General features: G+C 45.3%; 5 protein-coding genes. All 5 read left to right on the forward strand.

The window, feature by feature from the left end:
* Positions 1–7: 7 nt before the first annotated feature.
* Positions 8–7033 carry a non-ribosomal peptide synthetase gene (locus VM802_RS00040; RefSeq protein ID WP_325526646.1) on the forward strand — a complete coding sequence of 2342 codons (7026 nt, stop codon included), beginning with the start codon at positions 8–10 and terminating at the stop codon, positions 7031–7033.
* Between the two features lie 185 nt (positions 7034–7218).
* Positions 7219–7890: a hypothetical protein gene (locus VM802_RS00045; protein WP_325526647.1), complete on the forward strand. Its 672-nt coding sequence runs from the start codon at positions 7219–7221 to the stop codon at positions 7888–7890.
* A 238-nt stretch (positions 7891–8128) separates the two neighbouring features.
* A complete protein-coding gene (locus tag VM802_RS00050; protein WP_325526648.1) occupies positions 8129–9682 on the forward strand; it encodes a S41 family peptidase in 1554 nt (517 codons plus the stop codon).
* An 864-nt stretch (positions 9683–10546) separates the two neighbouring features.
* Positions 10547–10831, forward strand: coding sequence for a DUF5952 family protein (locus tag VM802_RS00055; protein ID WP_325526649.1), 285 nt, complete (start codon positions 10547–10549; stop codon positions 10829–10831).
* Between the two features lie 507 nt (positions 10832–11338).
* On the forward strand, positions 11339–17652 hold a 6314-nt coding region (locus tag VM802_RS00060), incomplete at its 3' end, for an SDR family NAD(P)-dependent oxidoreductase (RefSeq protein WP_325526650.1).

The raw sequence follows: 17652 nt of genomic DNA on the forward strand, positions 1-17652 counted from the left end.
TGGCGGCATGCTGAACCATTTATATGCGAAGATAAACGACCTGGATATAGACCAGGATACGGTGCTGGCATTTACTGCTTCTTACACTTTTGATATATCTGTCTGGCAGATGTTTGCCTCGTTATTGTGTGGCGGCAGCTGTGTTATTTACCGGGAAGATCTTATCTATGATCCGGGCTATCTGATTGGATTGATAGAAGCAGATGGTGTTACCATACTGGAATTGGTGCCTTCTTACCTGTCTACTTTGTTGCAGGAAGAAACGAATGTCCCGCTTAGCCAACTGAAATACCTGTTGGTAACGGGCGAAGCGGTTAGTCAGCCGTTACTGTCACGTTGGTTTTCTCACCCCGACTTTGGCAGGATTCCGGTAGTCAACGCCTATGGCCCTACAGAAGCCTCAGACGATATCTGTCATTATTTTCTGTATGAAAGCCCTGACCGGGCAAATATACCGGTGGGTAAGCCGGTACAAAACCTACAGGTGTATGTATTGGACAGCAACTTGCAATTATGCCCGGTAGGCATAACGGGAGAAATCTGTGTGTCGGGTGTAGGAGTAGGTCGTGGATATCTGAATCTGCCTGCATTAACAGCAGAGAAATTTGTGGACAATCCATTCGGTGAGAATGGTGGAAAGCTCTACCGGACGGGAGACCTGGGCAGATGGTTGCCTGACGGTAACATTGAATGCCTGGGCAGGATAGATCACCAGGTAAAGGTTCGTGGTTACAGAATAGAGCTGGGAGAAATAGAACATTTGTTACAGCAAAGTGAACCAGTCAGCCAGGCCGTAGTATTGGTCAGGACTGATGACAATAACCAGAAAAGACTGGTGAGTTATTATGTGCCGGAGATGCAGGCTGTAAAGCAAAAGGAAGTATCGTTGTATAATCAGCAGGAAGAGAACTGGCATGAACTATGGGAAACAGAATACACCAAAACGGAGGAAGCAGGCGAAACAGAAGCGGAATTCAACCTTACGGGCTGGAATGATAGTTTCACGGGTAAGGCAATTCCTGTTGAGGAAATGCGCGAATGGTTGCATGACATCGTAGCCGTAATACTGTCAGGGCGGCCGGCCAATGTGCTGGAAATAGGCTGCGGCGCAGGATTGATCTATTATCAGTTGGTCGGACACATAGAAAAATATGTAGGTATAGATTTCTCTTCTGTTTCAGTAGGTGCTATCCGCCATCGCATCAGCATGGCAGAACGGGAATATCCGGTTACCGCACTGAAAGTAGGCGCAGCGCACCAGCTTAGCCTGGATGCTGATGAAGTAATAGACCTGGTTATTGTGAATTCAGTTGTACAATATTTCCCGGGAGAAAAGTATTTGTCAGATGTGCTGGATAAAGCTATTTCCTCCTTAAAAGGCCGGGGGCGTATTGTATTGGGAGACATAAGAGACAACCGGTTGTTAAGGTTATTTAAAACACGTTTAAGCATCGGTAAATTCCAACCCAAAGCCGGTATCCGGGAGTTTGTCTGGGGGGTAGAGCAGGAGATGTTAAAAGAAGAAGAGCTGTGTTTATCGCCGGAATATTTTTATCACCTGCAAACAATTTATCCGCAGATCACCTACGTGGATATACAAAAGCAAAAAGGAGATTATGTAAATGAATTGAGCTTATACCGCTATACGGTAATCATTTATGTGGGCATTGAAAAAGAAGTGATAACGCCGCGGTGGCAGCACTGGGAAGACATAAAGGAAGGGCAGGACATCTTGGACCAGTTGAATAACGATGCACCGGTTATCGCCCTGAAAGATGTGCCGGACCCACGGTTGTGGAAAGAAATACTATTGGAAAAAGGATGGAAAGATCCTGCTGTACATACTGTCGGAGATCTTTTAACTTACGTAGAGCAGCCGGTGCAGTATACGGCAGTGGTGAATGAGTGGCTGGCATTGGCCCGTGCAAAGGGATATACATGTAGCTTTTTACTGGATGCTGATCCGTTAAAAATAAACCTGCTGCTGGAGAAAGAACCCTCAGATGGTTTCATCGCACCGGTTTATAACAATGCAACGGACACCAGGCATCTTACTCTCGCCAATATCCCGTTATATGCAGATATTACCGAATCACTGGCACAGGACATCAGAAGAAGCCTGCAACAGCGGTTACCTGACTATATGGTACCAGCTGATCTGATAGCATTGCTGCAACTCCCTTTAACCAATAATGGAAAAATAGACCGGAAGTTTTTAAGTACACGGGAAGATATGCAGAGCAAGAGCCTGATCAACTACCATGAACCTGTAACAGAAACAGAACGGCAACTGGTTGATATCTGGCAAAGTGTATTGGGTGTGGCGCGTGTTGGTATCTATGATGACTTTTTTGAGCTGGGAGGGCACTCATTATTGGCTACCCGTGTCGTGTCTGCAATCCGGAAAATGATGGAAGTGGAGTTAAAGGTAAAGGACTTTTTCCTTTATCCCACCATCGCCAGACTTGCCAGGTACCTGCAGCAACAGCATACAGGCTTATTGTTGCCGGTCATCGAAGCCGGGGAGCGGGCGGCGCGTATTCCACTCTCATATAGCCAGGAACGCTTGTGGTTTATTGATCAGCTGACGGGTAGTGTACAATATCATATCCCGGCAGCGCTGAGGTTAAAAGGGAAGATGAACAGGCCGGCGCTGGCCCATGCGCTGCAAAGTATCGTGAACAGGCACGAAGTATTACGTACCGTGATACGGGAAGATGAGGAAGGAAATGCTTATCAGGTAGTACAGGATACCAATCAGTGGGCGCTGCATGTGATCGATGATCCTTCCTGCAATGAAGCGGTATTACCGGCCTATGTGAAAACGCTCGTTCACCAACCGTTTAATTTATCTGAAGATTATATGCTGCGAGTACACCTGATTGTACTTGGAGAAGAAGAGCATGTATTGGTGGTAACCCTGCACCATATCGCTTCAGATGGCTGGTCTACAGGAATAATTATCAGGGAGCTCATAGAGTTTTATGATGCATATGAAACCGGTCGCCCCGCTAACCTGCCTGTATTGAATGTACAATATGCAGATTATGCCATATGGCAACGGAAATACCTGTCAGGGAGATTGTTGGAAACGCAATTGGATTACTGGAAAACCCGGTTGTCTGGCGTGGCAGTATTACAATTGCCAACTGATTACCCGCGCCCCGCTATTCAAAGTGCGGCAGGAGCCAGTCTTGTATTCAAACTGGATGAAGAGTTGTCCGGCCAGTTACGGGCATTGTCGCTGGAACATAACTGCACGTTGTTTATGACCCTGTTGGCCGCATTCAAAGTACTGTTGTTCCGCTACAGCGGGCAGGAAGACATTTGCGTAGGTAGCCCCATTGCAGGAAGAACCAGCCAGGAAACGGAGAGCCTGATAGGCTTCTTCATCAATACAATGGCGTTGCGCAGCCATCTTGATAATACCATTGACTTCACAGGATTGTTACAGCAAGTAAAAGAAACAACGTTAGGCGCCTATGAACACCAGGAAGTGCCTTTTGAGAAGATAGTGGAAGTGGTAGCAAAAGAGCGTGATATGAGCCGCAGTCCATTGTTCCAGGTGCTGTTTGCCTTACAGAATACGCCTGGTGCGCCGGACCTCCATTTAGGAGATCTGCAATTAGTTTCAGAGAAAATGAAACAGACAACTACCCAGTTTGATCTCAGTTTTTCAATGGAGGAAAGCAAGTATGGACTAACGGCAAAGGTGGAATATTGTACCGACCTGTTTTCCGAAGATACCATTATCAGGATGACCGGCCATTTCGAACAGCTGCTACGTGCTATCGTAAAGGCGCCGGCAACCCGGTTGGGCGAATTGGAGATGTTGGATAAGGTTGAAGAACAGCTGCTGATAGCAACGTTTAATAATACAGAAACGGTACATGCACAGGATAGTGCAGAAACAATTATATCGCTGTTTGAAGAACAGGTAGTACTCACACCTGACCGGACAGCGCTGTTATATGAAGAGCAGGTATTCACCTACGGGCAATTAAATGAAAAAGCTAATCAGCTGGCTCATTTTCTGAGGAGTCAAGGTGTGAAAGAAGAAACACTCGTACCTGTTTGCACAGACCGGACTCCTGCGGCGATAATAGGTATACTGGGTGTATTAAAGGCCGGTGGAGCATATGTACCGTTAGATCCCGTTTTGCCTGTGGATCGTTTATCTTTCATGCTGACAGATTGTAAAGCCGGAGTGCTGCTATGTAACAATGCCTGCCCCACTGCTTTACAAACTTATGCTACGGTAAACGTCATTAATACAGATAAGCTGGCACATGAGATAGCGGCATGCGCAATAAGCAACCCGGAAATAGCATTACAGCCTGGCAACCTCGCTTATGTGATTTATACTTCCGGCTCTACAGGCACTCCTAAAGGGGCGATGATAGAACACCGGAATATATTGAATGTCAGTTACAGCTGGCGTTATCAGTTTGGCTTTGATAAGCAGCCCCCCGTAGTGTTGTCACTGGCTTCCGTTTCCTTTGATGTGTTTACAGCAGAATACTGCCGGGCATTACTTAACGGTGGTCAACTGTTGTTGATCAGAGAAGAGAAAAAGCTGGATGTGATTTATTTGTACAACATGATGAGGCAATATCGTGTAGATACACTGGAGTCTACACCAGCATTGATTATGCATCTGTTGAAATATGTTACAGATGAAGGCCTCGATCTTTCCTTTATGCGGCTTTTGATAGTAGGCTCTGACATCTGTAAAAAAGCGGATTATCATTATTTATACGGGCATTACAGCAAATGGATACGCATCATCAACAGTTACGGCGTAACAGAAACAGCTATTGATGCTTCTTTCTTTGAAGGAGCAGCTGACCACTACCAGGTAGTGCCCATAGGCCGCCCGATGCATAATGTACGGTATTACATACTGGATGAATACAAACGTAGTGTTCCGGTAGGCGTAGCCGGCGAACTGTATATTGGTGGCGCCGGAGTAGGCAGGGGGTATATCAATAATGAGCTGCTGAGTAAGGAGAAGTTTATGGCAGATGGGTTTATAGCTGATGGCGGAAAAATGTACCGGACCGGAGACCAGGCCAGGTGGCTGGCAGATGGGAATGTGGAGCTGATTGGCCGTATGGATGGGCAGGTGAAAATAAGAGGTTACCGGATTGAGTTGGGAGAAGTAGAGCGGGTATTGCAGCAATGTGCATTTGTAAGCCAGGCTGCCGTTACTGCCAGAATGGATGAAAATGGGAATAAAAGACTTGTGGGATATGTGGTACCACATAAGAATTTCAGGAAAGAAGAGATTATTTCTTTTCTGAAAGGCAAACTGCCGGAGTATATGGTTCCCTCGTTACTGATGGAACTGGAACAGCTTCCGTTGTCTGCCAATGGCAAGATCGATAAGAAAATGCTCCCGGACCCGGATATGGCTGCATTGTCGTCAAATTTATATGTCGCTCCACGCAATGAACAGGAAACGGTGCTGGTTTCCGTTTGGCAGGAACTGTTGCAGGTACAACGTGTAGGGATATACGATAATTTCTTTGAGTTGGGAGGGCATTCACTGCTCGCCATGCGTTTAATAGCTGCACTACGCAAAAAAGTAAACAGGGAATTAGCTATACAGGCGGTATTCCGGTATGCTACCGTTGCTGATTTTGCTGCTTATATGGAAAACGAAACAAGCAGCCTTGCAGGCATGCCTGTTGAAGTATACGACCGCTCCGGTAGTATTCCGCTTTCCTTTAATCAGGAATACCTCTGGCATATTGATCAGCAGGCCGGCAGCATACAATATCATATTCCAATATTGTGGAAGATGAAGGGTGAAGTAAACAGGGAGATGCTTGAAAAAGCATTTCAGCATGTTATAAACCGTCATGAGGTATTACGTACGGTCATCCGTTGTGATATAGGCACAAACGGACAAGACCTGCATCAGGTAGTAATGGATAAAGGACTGTGGTCGCTGGCAGTCACAGATGATCCGCAATACCGGGAAGATGAAGCAGCACGCACTGCATATATCCATAAACTCGTCTATACACCTTTTAATTTGTCGCAGGATCATACCCTGCGTGCGCACCTGATCATTTGTGGCGAAAACGAATATATGCTGGTGGTAACATTGCATCATATAGCGGCCGACGCATGGTCTTTGGGAATTATGATGCAGGAGTTAGCGAATCTCTATATCGCTTACACAACAAACCTGCCTGGTAACCTGCCTTCATTGAATGTGCAATATGCAGATTATGCCATCTGGCAGCGCAGATACATGACGGGCTCACTGTTGGCTACTCAGCTGAATTATTGGGAAAAACAATTGGCCGGCGTAAATGTATTGACATTGCCACCTGACAATGAAAGACCGGTAGTGCAAAGCTGGGATTGCAACATAGAGCGGTTTTATATTGACCGTGAACTAAGTGACGCATTGCATGCATTATCCCGGCAACAGGGTACAACATTGTTTATGACATTGCAGGCCGCATTTAAAGTATTGTTGTATCACATTAGCGGACAGACAGATATTTGCGTAGGTAGTTCTATTGAGGGCAGGACAAGGCAAGAGGTGGAAGGACTGATCGGCTTTTTCGCCAATCAATTGCCGTTGCGCAGTCATCTCGCCGGTGGTCAGTCTTTTGAGTCACTCTTACTCCAGGTAAAACAAACTACGCTCGATGCCTATGAACACCAGGAAGTACCCTTCGGGTATATCGCCGATGTAGCGGTAACACAGGAACAACATCGTCATCCTTTATTCCAGGTAATGTTTTCTTTGCAGAATATCGCTGAAACACCGGCTATTGATATAGAAAACATACAGGTGTCAGCGGAGCGCCTTGCCCAGGATATGACTGCGCTGGATCTTACCTTATCAATGATGGAGACCGCACACGGCCTGGCCGGAAGTATAGCATATCGCACTGCCCTTTTTCATCAGGATACCATTGAACGTATGAGGGAAGATTTCGTACAGCTGTTGCATGCCATTGTAAAAACACCGGCAGCACAGATTGATGCCTTGTTATCAGGAAAATCCTGATCTGGTATTAAAGCTGATTATTCATAAAAACGGCCGGAGGCATTACAATTGCCTCCGGCTTTTTTTATAACCGCTTTCCAGGTGTATTCCTCACCCAATACTCAATTACACTAAGAAATAATTAACTTGTTGCTCAGTTAAAAATAAAAGCTGATTGTTCATTAAAATCATTTTAGATAACTATCATGAAGAAATCTTTATTAATCAGCCTGGGACTGGGTATATTCATGCTGCCATCGTCTAAAGCGCAGAAAATCTCCCTGACTCCTGCAAAGGTGGTTCCCTGTCAGGTAACTGTGACACAAGCTGCTTACAAAGGTAAAACAGCGCTGGTATTACAAATGCCCCAACCAGCTGCTAATGAAAAGACATTTGCAGTACTGAAAAATACCAGTTTCCACAATGGAGTTATTGAAGCGACGATTTCCGGACAACCAGAAGCGAATGCCGGAGAAGATGCACGTGGATTTGTAGGTATTGCCTTTCGGGTGGCGGCCGATACCTCCCAAATGGAGTTGTTTTATATTCGTCCCACAAATGGTAGGGTTAGTGACCAGGTACGCAGGAATCATTCCACTCAGTACGTGTCGTTGCCTGGCTATCCGTGGGAGAGATTACGCCAGGAAACACCGGGAAAATACGAAGCATATGCTGATATGGTACCTGCTCAATGGACCAGGGTTAAAATAGAAGTTAAGGACGAAACAGCAAAGTTTTATGTCAATGGCGCGGAACAACCTGCTTTAATTGTGAATGACCTGAAACAGGGTAAAGATCTGCACGGAAGCGTTGCCCTTTGGATTGGACCAGGTACGCTTGGCCATTTCACAGACCTTAAGATAACCAAACTGGATTAGTTTACTGTCGCGTGGGTATTTGGGGCGCTGGTACGTTTTGCCAATAATGTTATCTTTAGGTAACACTTTATTTTGTTTTACTTCCAGCTGACAGCTAAAAGCTGAATACCAATGTGCATGCTATGCAACAGCTCCTCTTCAGTACATAACCACATCAAGTCCACCTTTACTCCTGGTTTACTATACTGATGGGAGGTATATACTAGCAATATTCTGCCGGTTTTAGTAGATTAGGGGCATGAAAAGAATATTAGTTTTATTACTGATCACACACCAATGCTGGGCACAGTCATCAACCAATGTGGCCCGGCCACCGAAACAACCTGCCGACAGCATGTCCATTTATAACCGGCAACTCCGCCCTGATGAGATGAAACAGGATCTGCAGCTGTTCCTTGATATTCGTAAAAAGGCCAACTCAGGACTGTACCGCTATCGCACAGAAAAGCAGATCGACAGCATCTACAAATGGGCCTTCACAGAAGCGCGCAAGCCTATGTCTACGCTGGACTTTTATAAGATCATGCTGCAGCTGACCGATTTTGAAGGTAGCTGCCATAACTATACGGAACCACAGGCTGACCTGGTAGGTTACTTCAATAGGCAGCGTGGCTTCTTTCCGTTTGCCCTCAAATACATTGACGGCAAGATGATCTTCAATAGTAAAACAGACAAGATTCCGGTAGGGGCGCGGGTACTGAGCATCAATGGCGTGCCTGATAAGCAACTGATGCAATCCTTTTATAAATATATGACTGCTGATGGCTTCACCGTAACACAGAAGCAGGCAGGCAGTGTAAACAGGAGCTTCGGGCTGCGTTACCTGTATGAGTACGGCATCAAAGACAGCTTTGCGATCCGGTTTACAGCGCCAGGCGCTACCCGGCCGCAAACCGTAACCGTGCCTGCGGTATCACTGGATGAACGGAATGCCAGCCTGGTATTACGTCACAGCGCACCGGTGGACAGCGTCATCGATTACAAGGTGCAGCCAAAGTACAGCTTCAGCATGGTAAACCCTTCCACCGGCCTCCTGAGTCTGCGGATATTCACGATGGCCGACGATGCCAATGACCCCAGGTTTGCCGTATACGTATCTTTCATCGACAGCGTGTTCAAGGTCCTGGCGAATAACAACGTACCCAACCTCATCCTCGATATCCGTGGTAATCCCGGCGGCAGCGATCCTACCTTTGAGCAGCCGATGATGTACCTGACTGATTCCAGTTTCCGGGAGAACACAACAGCCTATAACATTTTTGGCAATGGTATCCCATATGAGGAGTATTTCTGGGGCGTATCTACTGCTGCAAGAATGGACTCAGCCGCCAAGGCAGAAGGAAAGCTGATGCTGAAAGATTACTTCCCGGTATTTGAGCATGGCAGAAGTATGCAGGATGCCAGGCACAATCCTGTCTATCATCCTAAAAGCCCGGGCTTCAAAGGAAAGCTGTATTTACTTATTGACGAAGATGTAGCTTCCGCTGCATCGCACCTGGCCTCACTTGTGAAGGCTTATGCCCGTAACGTGACAACTGTCGGCGTAGAGACGGTGGGAGGATACTACGGTCACAACGGACATATGGCGCTGATATATGAGCTTCCTCATTCGAAGATAAAAACAAAGTTCTCCATCGTATACGTGATACAGGATGCACCCGTAAAGCCGGATCAACCGGAAGGCAGAGGCATTATACCCGATCATACCGTGTGGCCGTCCTTTGACGACTTTATACAGAACCGCGATACACAAATGGAATATGTGCTGAAACTGATAAAAGGAAAGAGCTGAAAATGAACAAAGGGGGACGCAAAGAGTCCCCTTTTTGGTTTTATAGGGTTACCTGTGAATCAGGGAGATAAATGGTAACCTGTCATTTGCCTCCTTCTCTCCATTTCATAAACATAACATATTGAGCAAACTCCAGGAACTGATAGTCATCTATCAGTGCGTCGCGGTCAGGCCATCAGTGTAGCCTGTCTGGCCGGTGCGGACCCGTTCAAAGTGGTTGAGTTTTTCCTGTAAGACGTCGGTAAGGAACCTGATCAAACCGGGAAAGGCAGCAAATGCTTCCTGCATAATGAGCTGGCCTTTGGAGTTTGTTTTAATTCCTGGATACGTTGATGCGTTAACGGTGGCAGTGACATGCCAGTCGGCTGAAAATTTATGTTAGTGACCATTCTCTAAGTTCGCTTTAGGTTATTCAGGTTAACAGTCAGGCAATAATAGCAGTCAGTACTCCATCTGAAACCAATTTTTATAGAACAACAAAATATAATTTGTGAAGCGTCCGAAATCCTAAAGTAATCAATTAATACTGTTATGTTCGTGATGCTCTGCAACCGATGCGTTATTGCAGCATCATAGTAACGTCGAATCGTGAGTGTTTTTGGAAGATTTTTTTGTAACTTGCTTTTATTGTTTGCATAGTCCATCCTGTGTGGATGTTGAAGCGAAGCTTTTCGTTGATTTTTCCCCTTCATTTTATTTCAGATTCTTATTTTGTTGGTGTTGAATTTTTATATCTGTATACCATGATATATTACGGCGGTATGCACGCTGCACCGTAAATACGAGATTAGTGAGTTGATTAGGTTATTACTCCTTACTTATATTCTCTGCATAAATATTTTTTAACGTCAAGTATAAATAAATATGAGAACGTACTTATTAAACATCAGGTGTGAACTGCTGAATGAAGCAGGTGTGCTGGTGGCACGTACTTTAAAAGCCACTGTTCATGAGGAGCCACATAAAGCAGACATATATATGTTTATTATGGATCACCATTTTAAGCCGGTTATTATACAATTGGTGAATGAAGTCCGTTCAAGAAATGATTTTCTCAGAGAAGAATTTTTTTGTGAAGGGGAAGAAATTGATGAGACTGAGAACATCAGAGAGGTAGTGCCGCAGGCAGCATTTACAATAACAGATTAGTTAGATTCCTACGTCGTTGATTGCTAACAGACCGTATGCAGTGAGTGAAGGTAATGTTTTAAACAGATGGTATTGCAGTTGCTATTTTTTTTTGTTAATCTTAGATCTCTGCAGTACTTTTTCTATGAGTTTATATATTTTTGCCTTAGTCATTTAAAGATGTTGATGCTGTTTAAAACCGCTATGGAAGTGGGCTTTAGCGAAGCTATATCCTGATGATCTGAAGCAGGTCATCAGCATTTCTACAGATTAGTATCAAATCCTGTAATTTGTTTTCAATCACCCCACATGCACCTTTTTTACTAAAAACCTTTGCCGGAAAAGAACTATTCCATTTTAAGCATTATCATGCAGCACTTTTGAGTGCGTTATTGACTATCCTTAATTGGAAATCTTGCATTGAATTTCCCATTTCATAATAATCAGAAATACTACCAGCGCACTTAATCGTCGTTGTATCAGATCCTCCTGACTTCGATCTGTTGTTACTATCAAAAAATAGGTTGTATGGATAAAGATATTGCTGTTATTGGCATGGCCTGCCGTTTCCCGGGCGCAGATAATTGCGAAAAGTACTGGGATCAACTTAAACATGGTTTTTTTGCTATCCAGGAAATTCCTTCCTCCAGATGGGTGTGGAATGAGTATAAAGAGAATAGTAGTTTTCCTGATGAAATGGGAGTATGCAGGTGGGGAAGTTTTATCAATAATGTATCGTCTTTTGATGCTGATTTTTTTAATATTTCCGGCAGGGAAGCGGAGTCGATGGATCCGCAGCAGCGTATTATGCTGGAACTTGCCTGGGCCTGTTTTGAAGATGCCGGGATCCCCCCGTCTTGTGTGTCAGGGAATAAAGTGGGTGTATATACGGGTGTTTTTAATTATGATTACAAAGAGCTCCAGGAACGAGATCCTGCCTATGTAGTGGAAGCGCATCATTCCACGGGAACGGCCATCGCGGCCATTCCTAATCGTATTTCCTATTACTTTAACCTGACGGGGCCTAGCCTTCCCATAGATACCGCCTGCGCCAGTTCGTTACATGCCATTCATCTTGCCGCGCAGGCGCTGAATACCGGTGAATGTGAGATGGCGCTTGCGGGAGGTATCAGTCTTCTGTTAACACCTACACGGCATATCTCTTTCTCAAAAACCGGCATGTTATCTCCGACGGGTACATGCAGGGTGTTTGATGAGGCAGCAGATGGTTACTTACGCGGCGAAGGCGCAGGGCTTATTCTGTTGAAACCATTAAAGAAAGCAATGGCAGATGGCGATCACATCTACGGAATTGTTAAGGGAAGCGCAGCCAATCATAGTGGAAAGGTGCGAACACTTACTTATCCCAACCCTGACGCACAGGCAGACGTGATTATAACTGCTATGAAAATGGCAGGCACAACACCGGACACTATAAGTTATATCGAAGCGCATGGTACCGGTACACCAAAAGGAGACCCGATTGAATTTGAAGGTTTGTGCAAAGCATTTGATTATTTCAGGGAAACGATGCCCACCGGGCAGTTTTGTGGTATGGGTTCAGTGAAAGCCAATATTGGTCATTTGGAATCAGCTGCTGGTATAGCCGGGGTGATAAAGGTGCTGATGGCAATGAAGTACCGGCAGTTGCCGGGACAAATAAACTATAAAACGCTCAATCCCCGGATTGCTATAGACCGCAGCCCATTTTACATTGTACAGGATCTGCAGGAATGGAAATCCCGCCGGAATATTGCAGGTGAAGAAACTCCGCGTCGTGCCGGCGTCAGCTCCTTCGGATTTGGAGGAACGAATACACATGTAATACTGGAAGAACCTCCACTCGTACATTGTCCTTTGACCGAAAAATTTCAGGAACAGGTTATCTGCCTGTCTGCTAAAACACGTTCTGCACTTAAACGGAAAATCGAAGAACTGATAGCCTGGCTGGAGAATCATCCATCTGCCAGTATCGCCGAACTAAGTGCGGCATTACTGGCGGGGAGAGAACATTTCAATATACGCATAGCCTTTGTGGCAGACGGTATTACGGAAGTGAAAAAAAAGCTGATGACACTCCTGTTGCAGGATATGCCGGAACCAACCGCTGTGGCCAAAATACATGGGGAATTTATTACAGCAGATCTGATGCGGGTCCTGGAGCCTGAAGAGTATATTACACAGGAAGAGTATATCCGGTTACTCAATAGGCTGGCTGATGAATATAATAAGGGAAGTCAATGGGACAAAAATGTACTGTATGCCATGAGGCGTAGACATTGTAGCGGCCTGCCAACGTATCCGTTTGAGAAATCCGTTTACTGGATAACGACAACTCCTCCGGTACGCGAACTCCCTAAAGAGCATAATACTAATCCTTTGTTGCAGCAGGTTACTACCCAGCCGGGACGGTTTACGTCAACCTTCAGCGGAGAGGAGTTTTTCCTGAAGGATCATGTAGTTTTCGGAAGAAAAATATTACCGGGTGTTGCGTATCTTGAAATGGCCCGGGCCGCAGCTGAAAAGGTATTGAACACAAAAAGCAGCGCCAGTATCTGTATTGAAAATGTTGTATGGCGTCAGCCATTCAGAATGAACAGTGTATCCGCTACTCTATATATTGATGTTTCATCATTGAGGGCTGATGCACTTACTTATAAAGTGTACAGTAACAGCGAAGCCGGTCAGGCAGTAGTTCATGGAACGGGTACCGTCTGTATTCATCATATAGCTGTTCCGGATTCTTATGACAGTTCTTTGCTGCAGAAAGGCGTTTCGGTGAAGCGCGCAGCATGCTATCGGCTGCTCTCTGACGCTGGTCTTGAGTATGGACCGGGGCATCAGGCGTTAGAGGAGATTTTTGAAAGGCAGGGTGCTGTAACAGGGAGAATAAAACTACCGGTTGTATTAAACGCAACACGGGATACTTATGTCTTGCATCCCGCCATTCTGGATGCTGCGTTACAGGCAGCATTCCTGATGTTTCATAAAGACGCGGACAAAACACAGGTATTGGTACCCTTTACGCTGGATAGCCTCAATATATATAAACCATGTACGACTGACATGTGGGCGATAGTCAGTCACAGCAAATATACCAGTGATAAGAAAGATGTATACAGGGCAGATATAGACATATGTGATATGGATGGCCAGGTATGCATACAGATGAAAGGAGTGGCTTTCCGGCCATTGCAGAAGGAAAGAGATCAGGTATCAACACTGATACTCCGCCCCGACTGGAAGCAATATCAAGAGAAACAGGAGTTACCGTTTGTATATGACCATCATAGGGTGGTATTGTGCGGATGGGAACGTGATCACGGTTCATTTGTGGAGGAAGCGTTAAACGATGTTACTTGTACTTCGTTGTTTACAAAGGCTTCAGTTATCGACAAGATATTTACTTTTTATGCAGAAATGCTGTTTGTTACAGCAAAGGATATACTGACAGAATGTGCTGGAGAAAAGATAAGGATACAGGTAGTTATATCCCCTGATTTACACGCTGTTCTGTCCGGGCTTTCGGGACTACTAATGACGGCCGCTGCAGAGCATGTTTTTTTTCATTGGCAGCTCATTGATGTTACCGAAGATTCTCTTTCAGGTGTGATTGAATGTTTGAAAAAAAACTGGAATACTCCCATTAACCAACATATCCGTTATGAAGGAACGAAAAGGATGATCAGAGGCTGGGAAGAGATAACTACGAGCTTACCATTGCAAAAGATACCTTGGAAAGCAGATGGCGTTTATCTGATCACCGGTGGTACCGGTGGTTTGGGGCAGGTATTCGCCAGGGAAATACTCACACGGCAACCTTCGGCCAATCTGATATTGACAGGCCGTTCTGCACCTGATAGCTTCTCCGGGCAGCGTGAGTATGCACATATTGAATACAGACAGGCAGATGTCTGCGATGCTGCTGCCGTTGCTGCATTGATGACAGATATAAAGGAGACTTACGGAAAACTCGACGGTATTCTGCATTGTGCTGGCGTGATACGAGATAACTATATTATAAAGAAAAGTACGGAAGAGCTGAAAGATATACTGGCTCCGAAAGTAAACGGGCTTACTGTCCTGGATCAGGAAAGTATCGGTTTTGATCTGGATTTCTTTATTCTCTTTTCCTCTTTTGCCGGCGCATTCGGAAACGTGGGGCAGGCAGATTATGCCATGGCAAATGCTTTTATGGATGCGTATTCAGATTATCGCAATATCCTGGTGAATAAGGGACTACGTGCGGGGCACACGCTATCTGTAAACTGGCCGCTATGGGCCTCGGGTGGTATGCAGCCCGACAGGGCCTCAGTTAGGCTGATGCGTCAGCGATACGGCATTACGTCCATGGATACACATGCCGGTATCAGTTCATTGTATAAGGTACTCGGAGCAGCAGCTCATCAGGTTGCAGTGCTGGACGGTGACGCAACTGAAATCAAAAAAAAATTGCTGGGTACTGACTGTGTACATTCATCTGCTGAGCATGGGGGAAACAGAAAAGACAGATTGGCCGTTGATGTAGAAAATCTGACCATTTCTCTTAAGCTGTATGCTGCCGATTTACTGAAGGTAGCATTTACGCTTCTTACGGATGATACCCCATTTGATGAATTTGGTTTTGACTCAATTCTCTACACAGCGTACACAGAAAAGCTCAATGAAGTTTTTAATCTAAGAATTGGCCCCCCGTTACTTTATGAGTGTAATACTTTCAGGGAACTGGCAGATTACCTGTTGTCAAACTATCTGCATATTGCTCCATCAGAAAGTTCTATAATTGATTTACCGTTGTCTGTTTCCAGCAATGAGAGGCAGGATGGAATGATAAAAAAAATAATGGAACTGGTTGCCTCTTTGCTTGGAATGAGCATAGACAGTCTGTCTCCCGATACAGATTTGTCGGAATATGGATTCGATTCTCTTACTTATACTGAATTAGCCAGTTATGTCGAGGAAGAATATAATATAAGCGTGACTCCTACTTTATTCTTCAGGTACACTGACATAAGAAAAATTGCCACATATCTGCAGCATAATTACCCGGATAGCCTGGGGAAGAAAACAGATTCCCGTTTCATATCGTCAGAACTGCAACCTGCGGCGCCATCTAAGATTTTGGAAAATGCCGGCCTTTCAACACAGTCGTTGGAAGATGTTCCCCAATCATTTAAATCTGGTATGGCGGAAGGAATAATGGAAAGTCCCCGGCAACCGGTAAATGTGCCTGTTGCGGTAATCGGGATGGCTGGCCGTTTCCCCATGGCGGATAATATTGACATGTTCTGGGAAAATATGGTTTCGGAAAGAGACTGTATTTCTGAGACGCCACAAGAAAGATGGGATTGGCATGCATATGCCGGATCATCTGCGAATTCACCCTTGCGCTGGGGAGGCTATATAGATGGTTTATGGGATTTTGACCCGATGTTTTTTAATATCTCTCCCCGTGAAGCAACCTATATGGACCCTCAGCAACGATTATTGATGATGTATGTTTGGAAAGTTATTGAGGATGCGGGATATGCTCCCAGGCAGCTATCCGATACATCCACAGCCCTTTTTATAGGTATGGGTTCTCACGAGCATAATCAGTTGCTGGCGCTGTCCGATGCCAAGGTATTGAGTTTTTCGACCACCGGTACTTTCCTTTGTATAGGCCCCAACCGCATCAGTCATTTCTTCAATCTTCACGGTCCTAGCGAACCGGTGGAAACGGCTTGTTCCAGTTCTCTGGTTGCTATTCATAAAGCCGTTGAATTACTCCGTAACGGAGGTTGTAATGTAGCGATTGCCGGAGGAATAAACGCATTGCAAAGACCAGAAACGTCACTGAGTCTTCATAAAGGCGGTATGCTGAGCGAAGATGGACGTTGCAGGGCATTTTCTGCAGATGCAAATGGGTATGTGAGAAGTGAAGGGATAGGTTTGATTATGCTCAAAAGGTTGGATGATGCCGAGCGTGATGGAGACCATATTTACGGCGTTATCCGTTCTTCCGCTGTAAACCATGGTGGCCATACGCACTCGCTTACGGCTCCCAACGCAAAGGGGCAGACAGCGTTGCTCATATCGGCATACCGGCAGGCAGGTATAGATCCCCGTACAATCAGTTACATTGAAGCGCATGGTACCGGTACTAAGCTGGGCGACCCGGTTGAGATGAATGCATTGATAGCTGCCTTCAAAGAGCTATACACTGATCATCGGATAGCAGATGACGTAATGCGTCATTGTGGTGTTGGTTCCGTAAAATCGAATATTGGGCATCTGGAGTGGGCATCCGGTATAGGAGGTGTTATTAAAGTGCTGTTGCAGATGCAAAATAAGATGCTGGTTAAAAGTCTGCATGCTGCACAAGTAAATCCTTTTATAGAATTACAGGGTAGTCCGTTTTATATAGTACAACAAACAAGTGCATGGAAAGCCCTGAAAGATGTAACTGGTAATGAGTTGCCAAGAAGAGCAGGTATCAGTTCATTCGGTTTTGGTGGTGTCAATGCTCACCTGGTGCTGGAAGAATACGTTCCCACGGTAATCCGGAGCAGAAGATCACCAGCAAAGCCGTTGGCGTTTATTTTATCTGCAAAGAGCAGGCAGCAGGTCAAAAACCAGGCGGACCAATTGCTCAGGGCGGTTAAAGAACGTAGTTATACCGATGAAGTTTTACCGGATATAGCCTACACATTACAGATAGGCAGAGATGTAATGTCAGTCAGAGTTGGATTTATTGCCGATAATTCAGCCGAACTGCTGGAAAAACTGCAAAAACTGGCTAGCGGTATAGATAGCCCTGATCTATTTTATGGTGATACAGAAAGATATACACCAGCATCTCC

Origin of the sequence: Chitinophaga sp. (genome assembly GCF_035538455.1) — a bacterium.
GTDB lineage: Bacteria > Bacteroidota > Bacteroidia > Chitinophagales > Chitinophagaceae > Chitinophaga.

Bases quoted from the DNA above. Each gene is read 5' to 3' on its own strand.
- VM802_RS00045 (WP_325526647.1), top strand. From the start codon at position 7,219: ATGAAGAAATCTTTATTAATCAGCCTGGGACTGGGTATATTCATGCTG.
- VM802_RS00055 (WP_325526649.1), top strand. From the start codon at position 10,547: ATGAGAACGTACTTATTAAACATCAGGTGTGAACTGCTGAATGAAGCA.
- VM802_RS00050 (WP_325526648.1), top strand. From the start codon at position 8,129: ATGAAAAGAATATTAGTTTTATTACTGATCACACACCAATGCTGGGCA.
- VM802_RS00040 (WP_325526646.1), top strand. From the start codon at position 8: ATGCTGAACCATTTATATGCGAAGATAAACGACCTGGATATAGACCAG.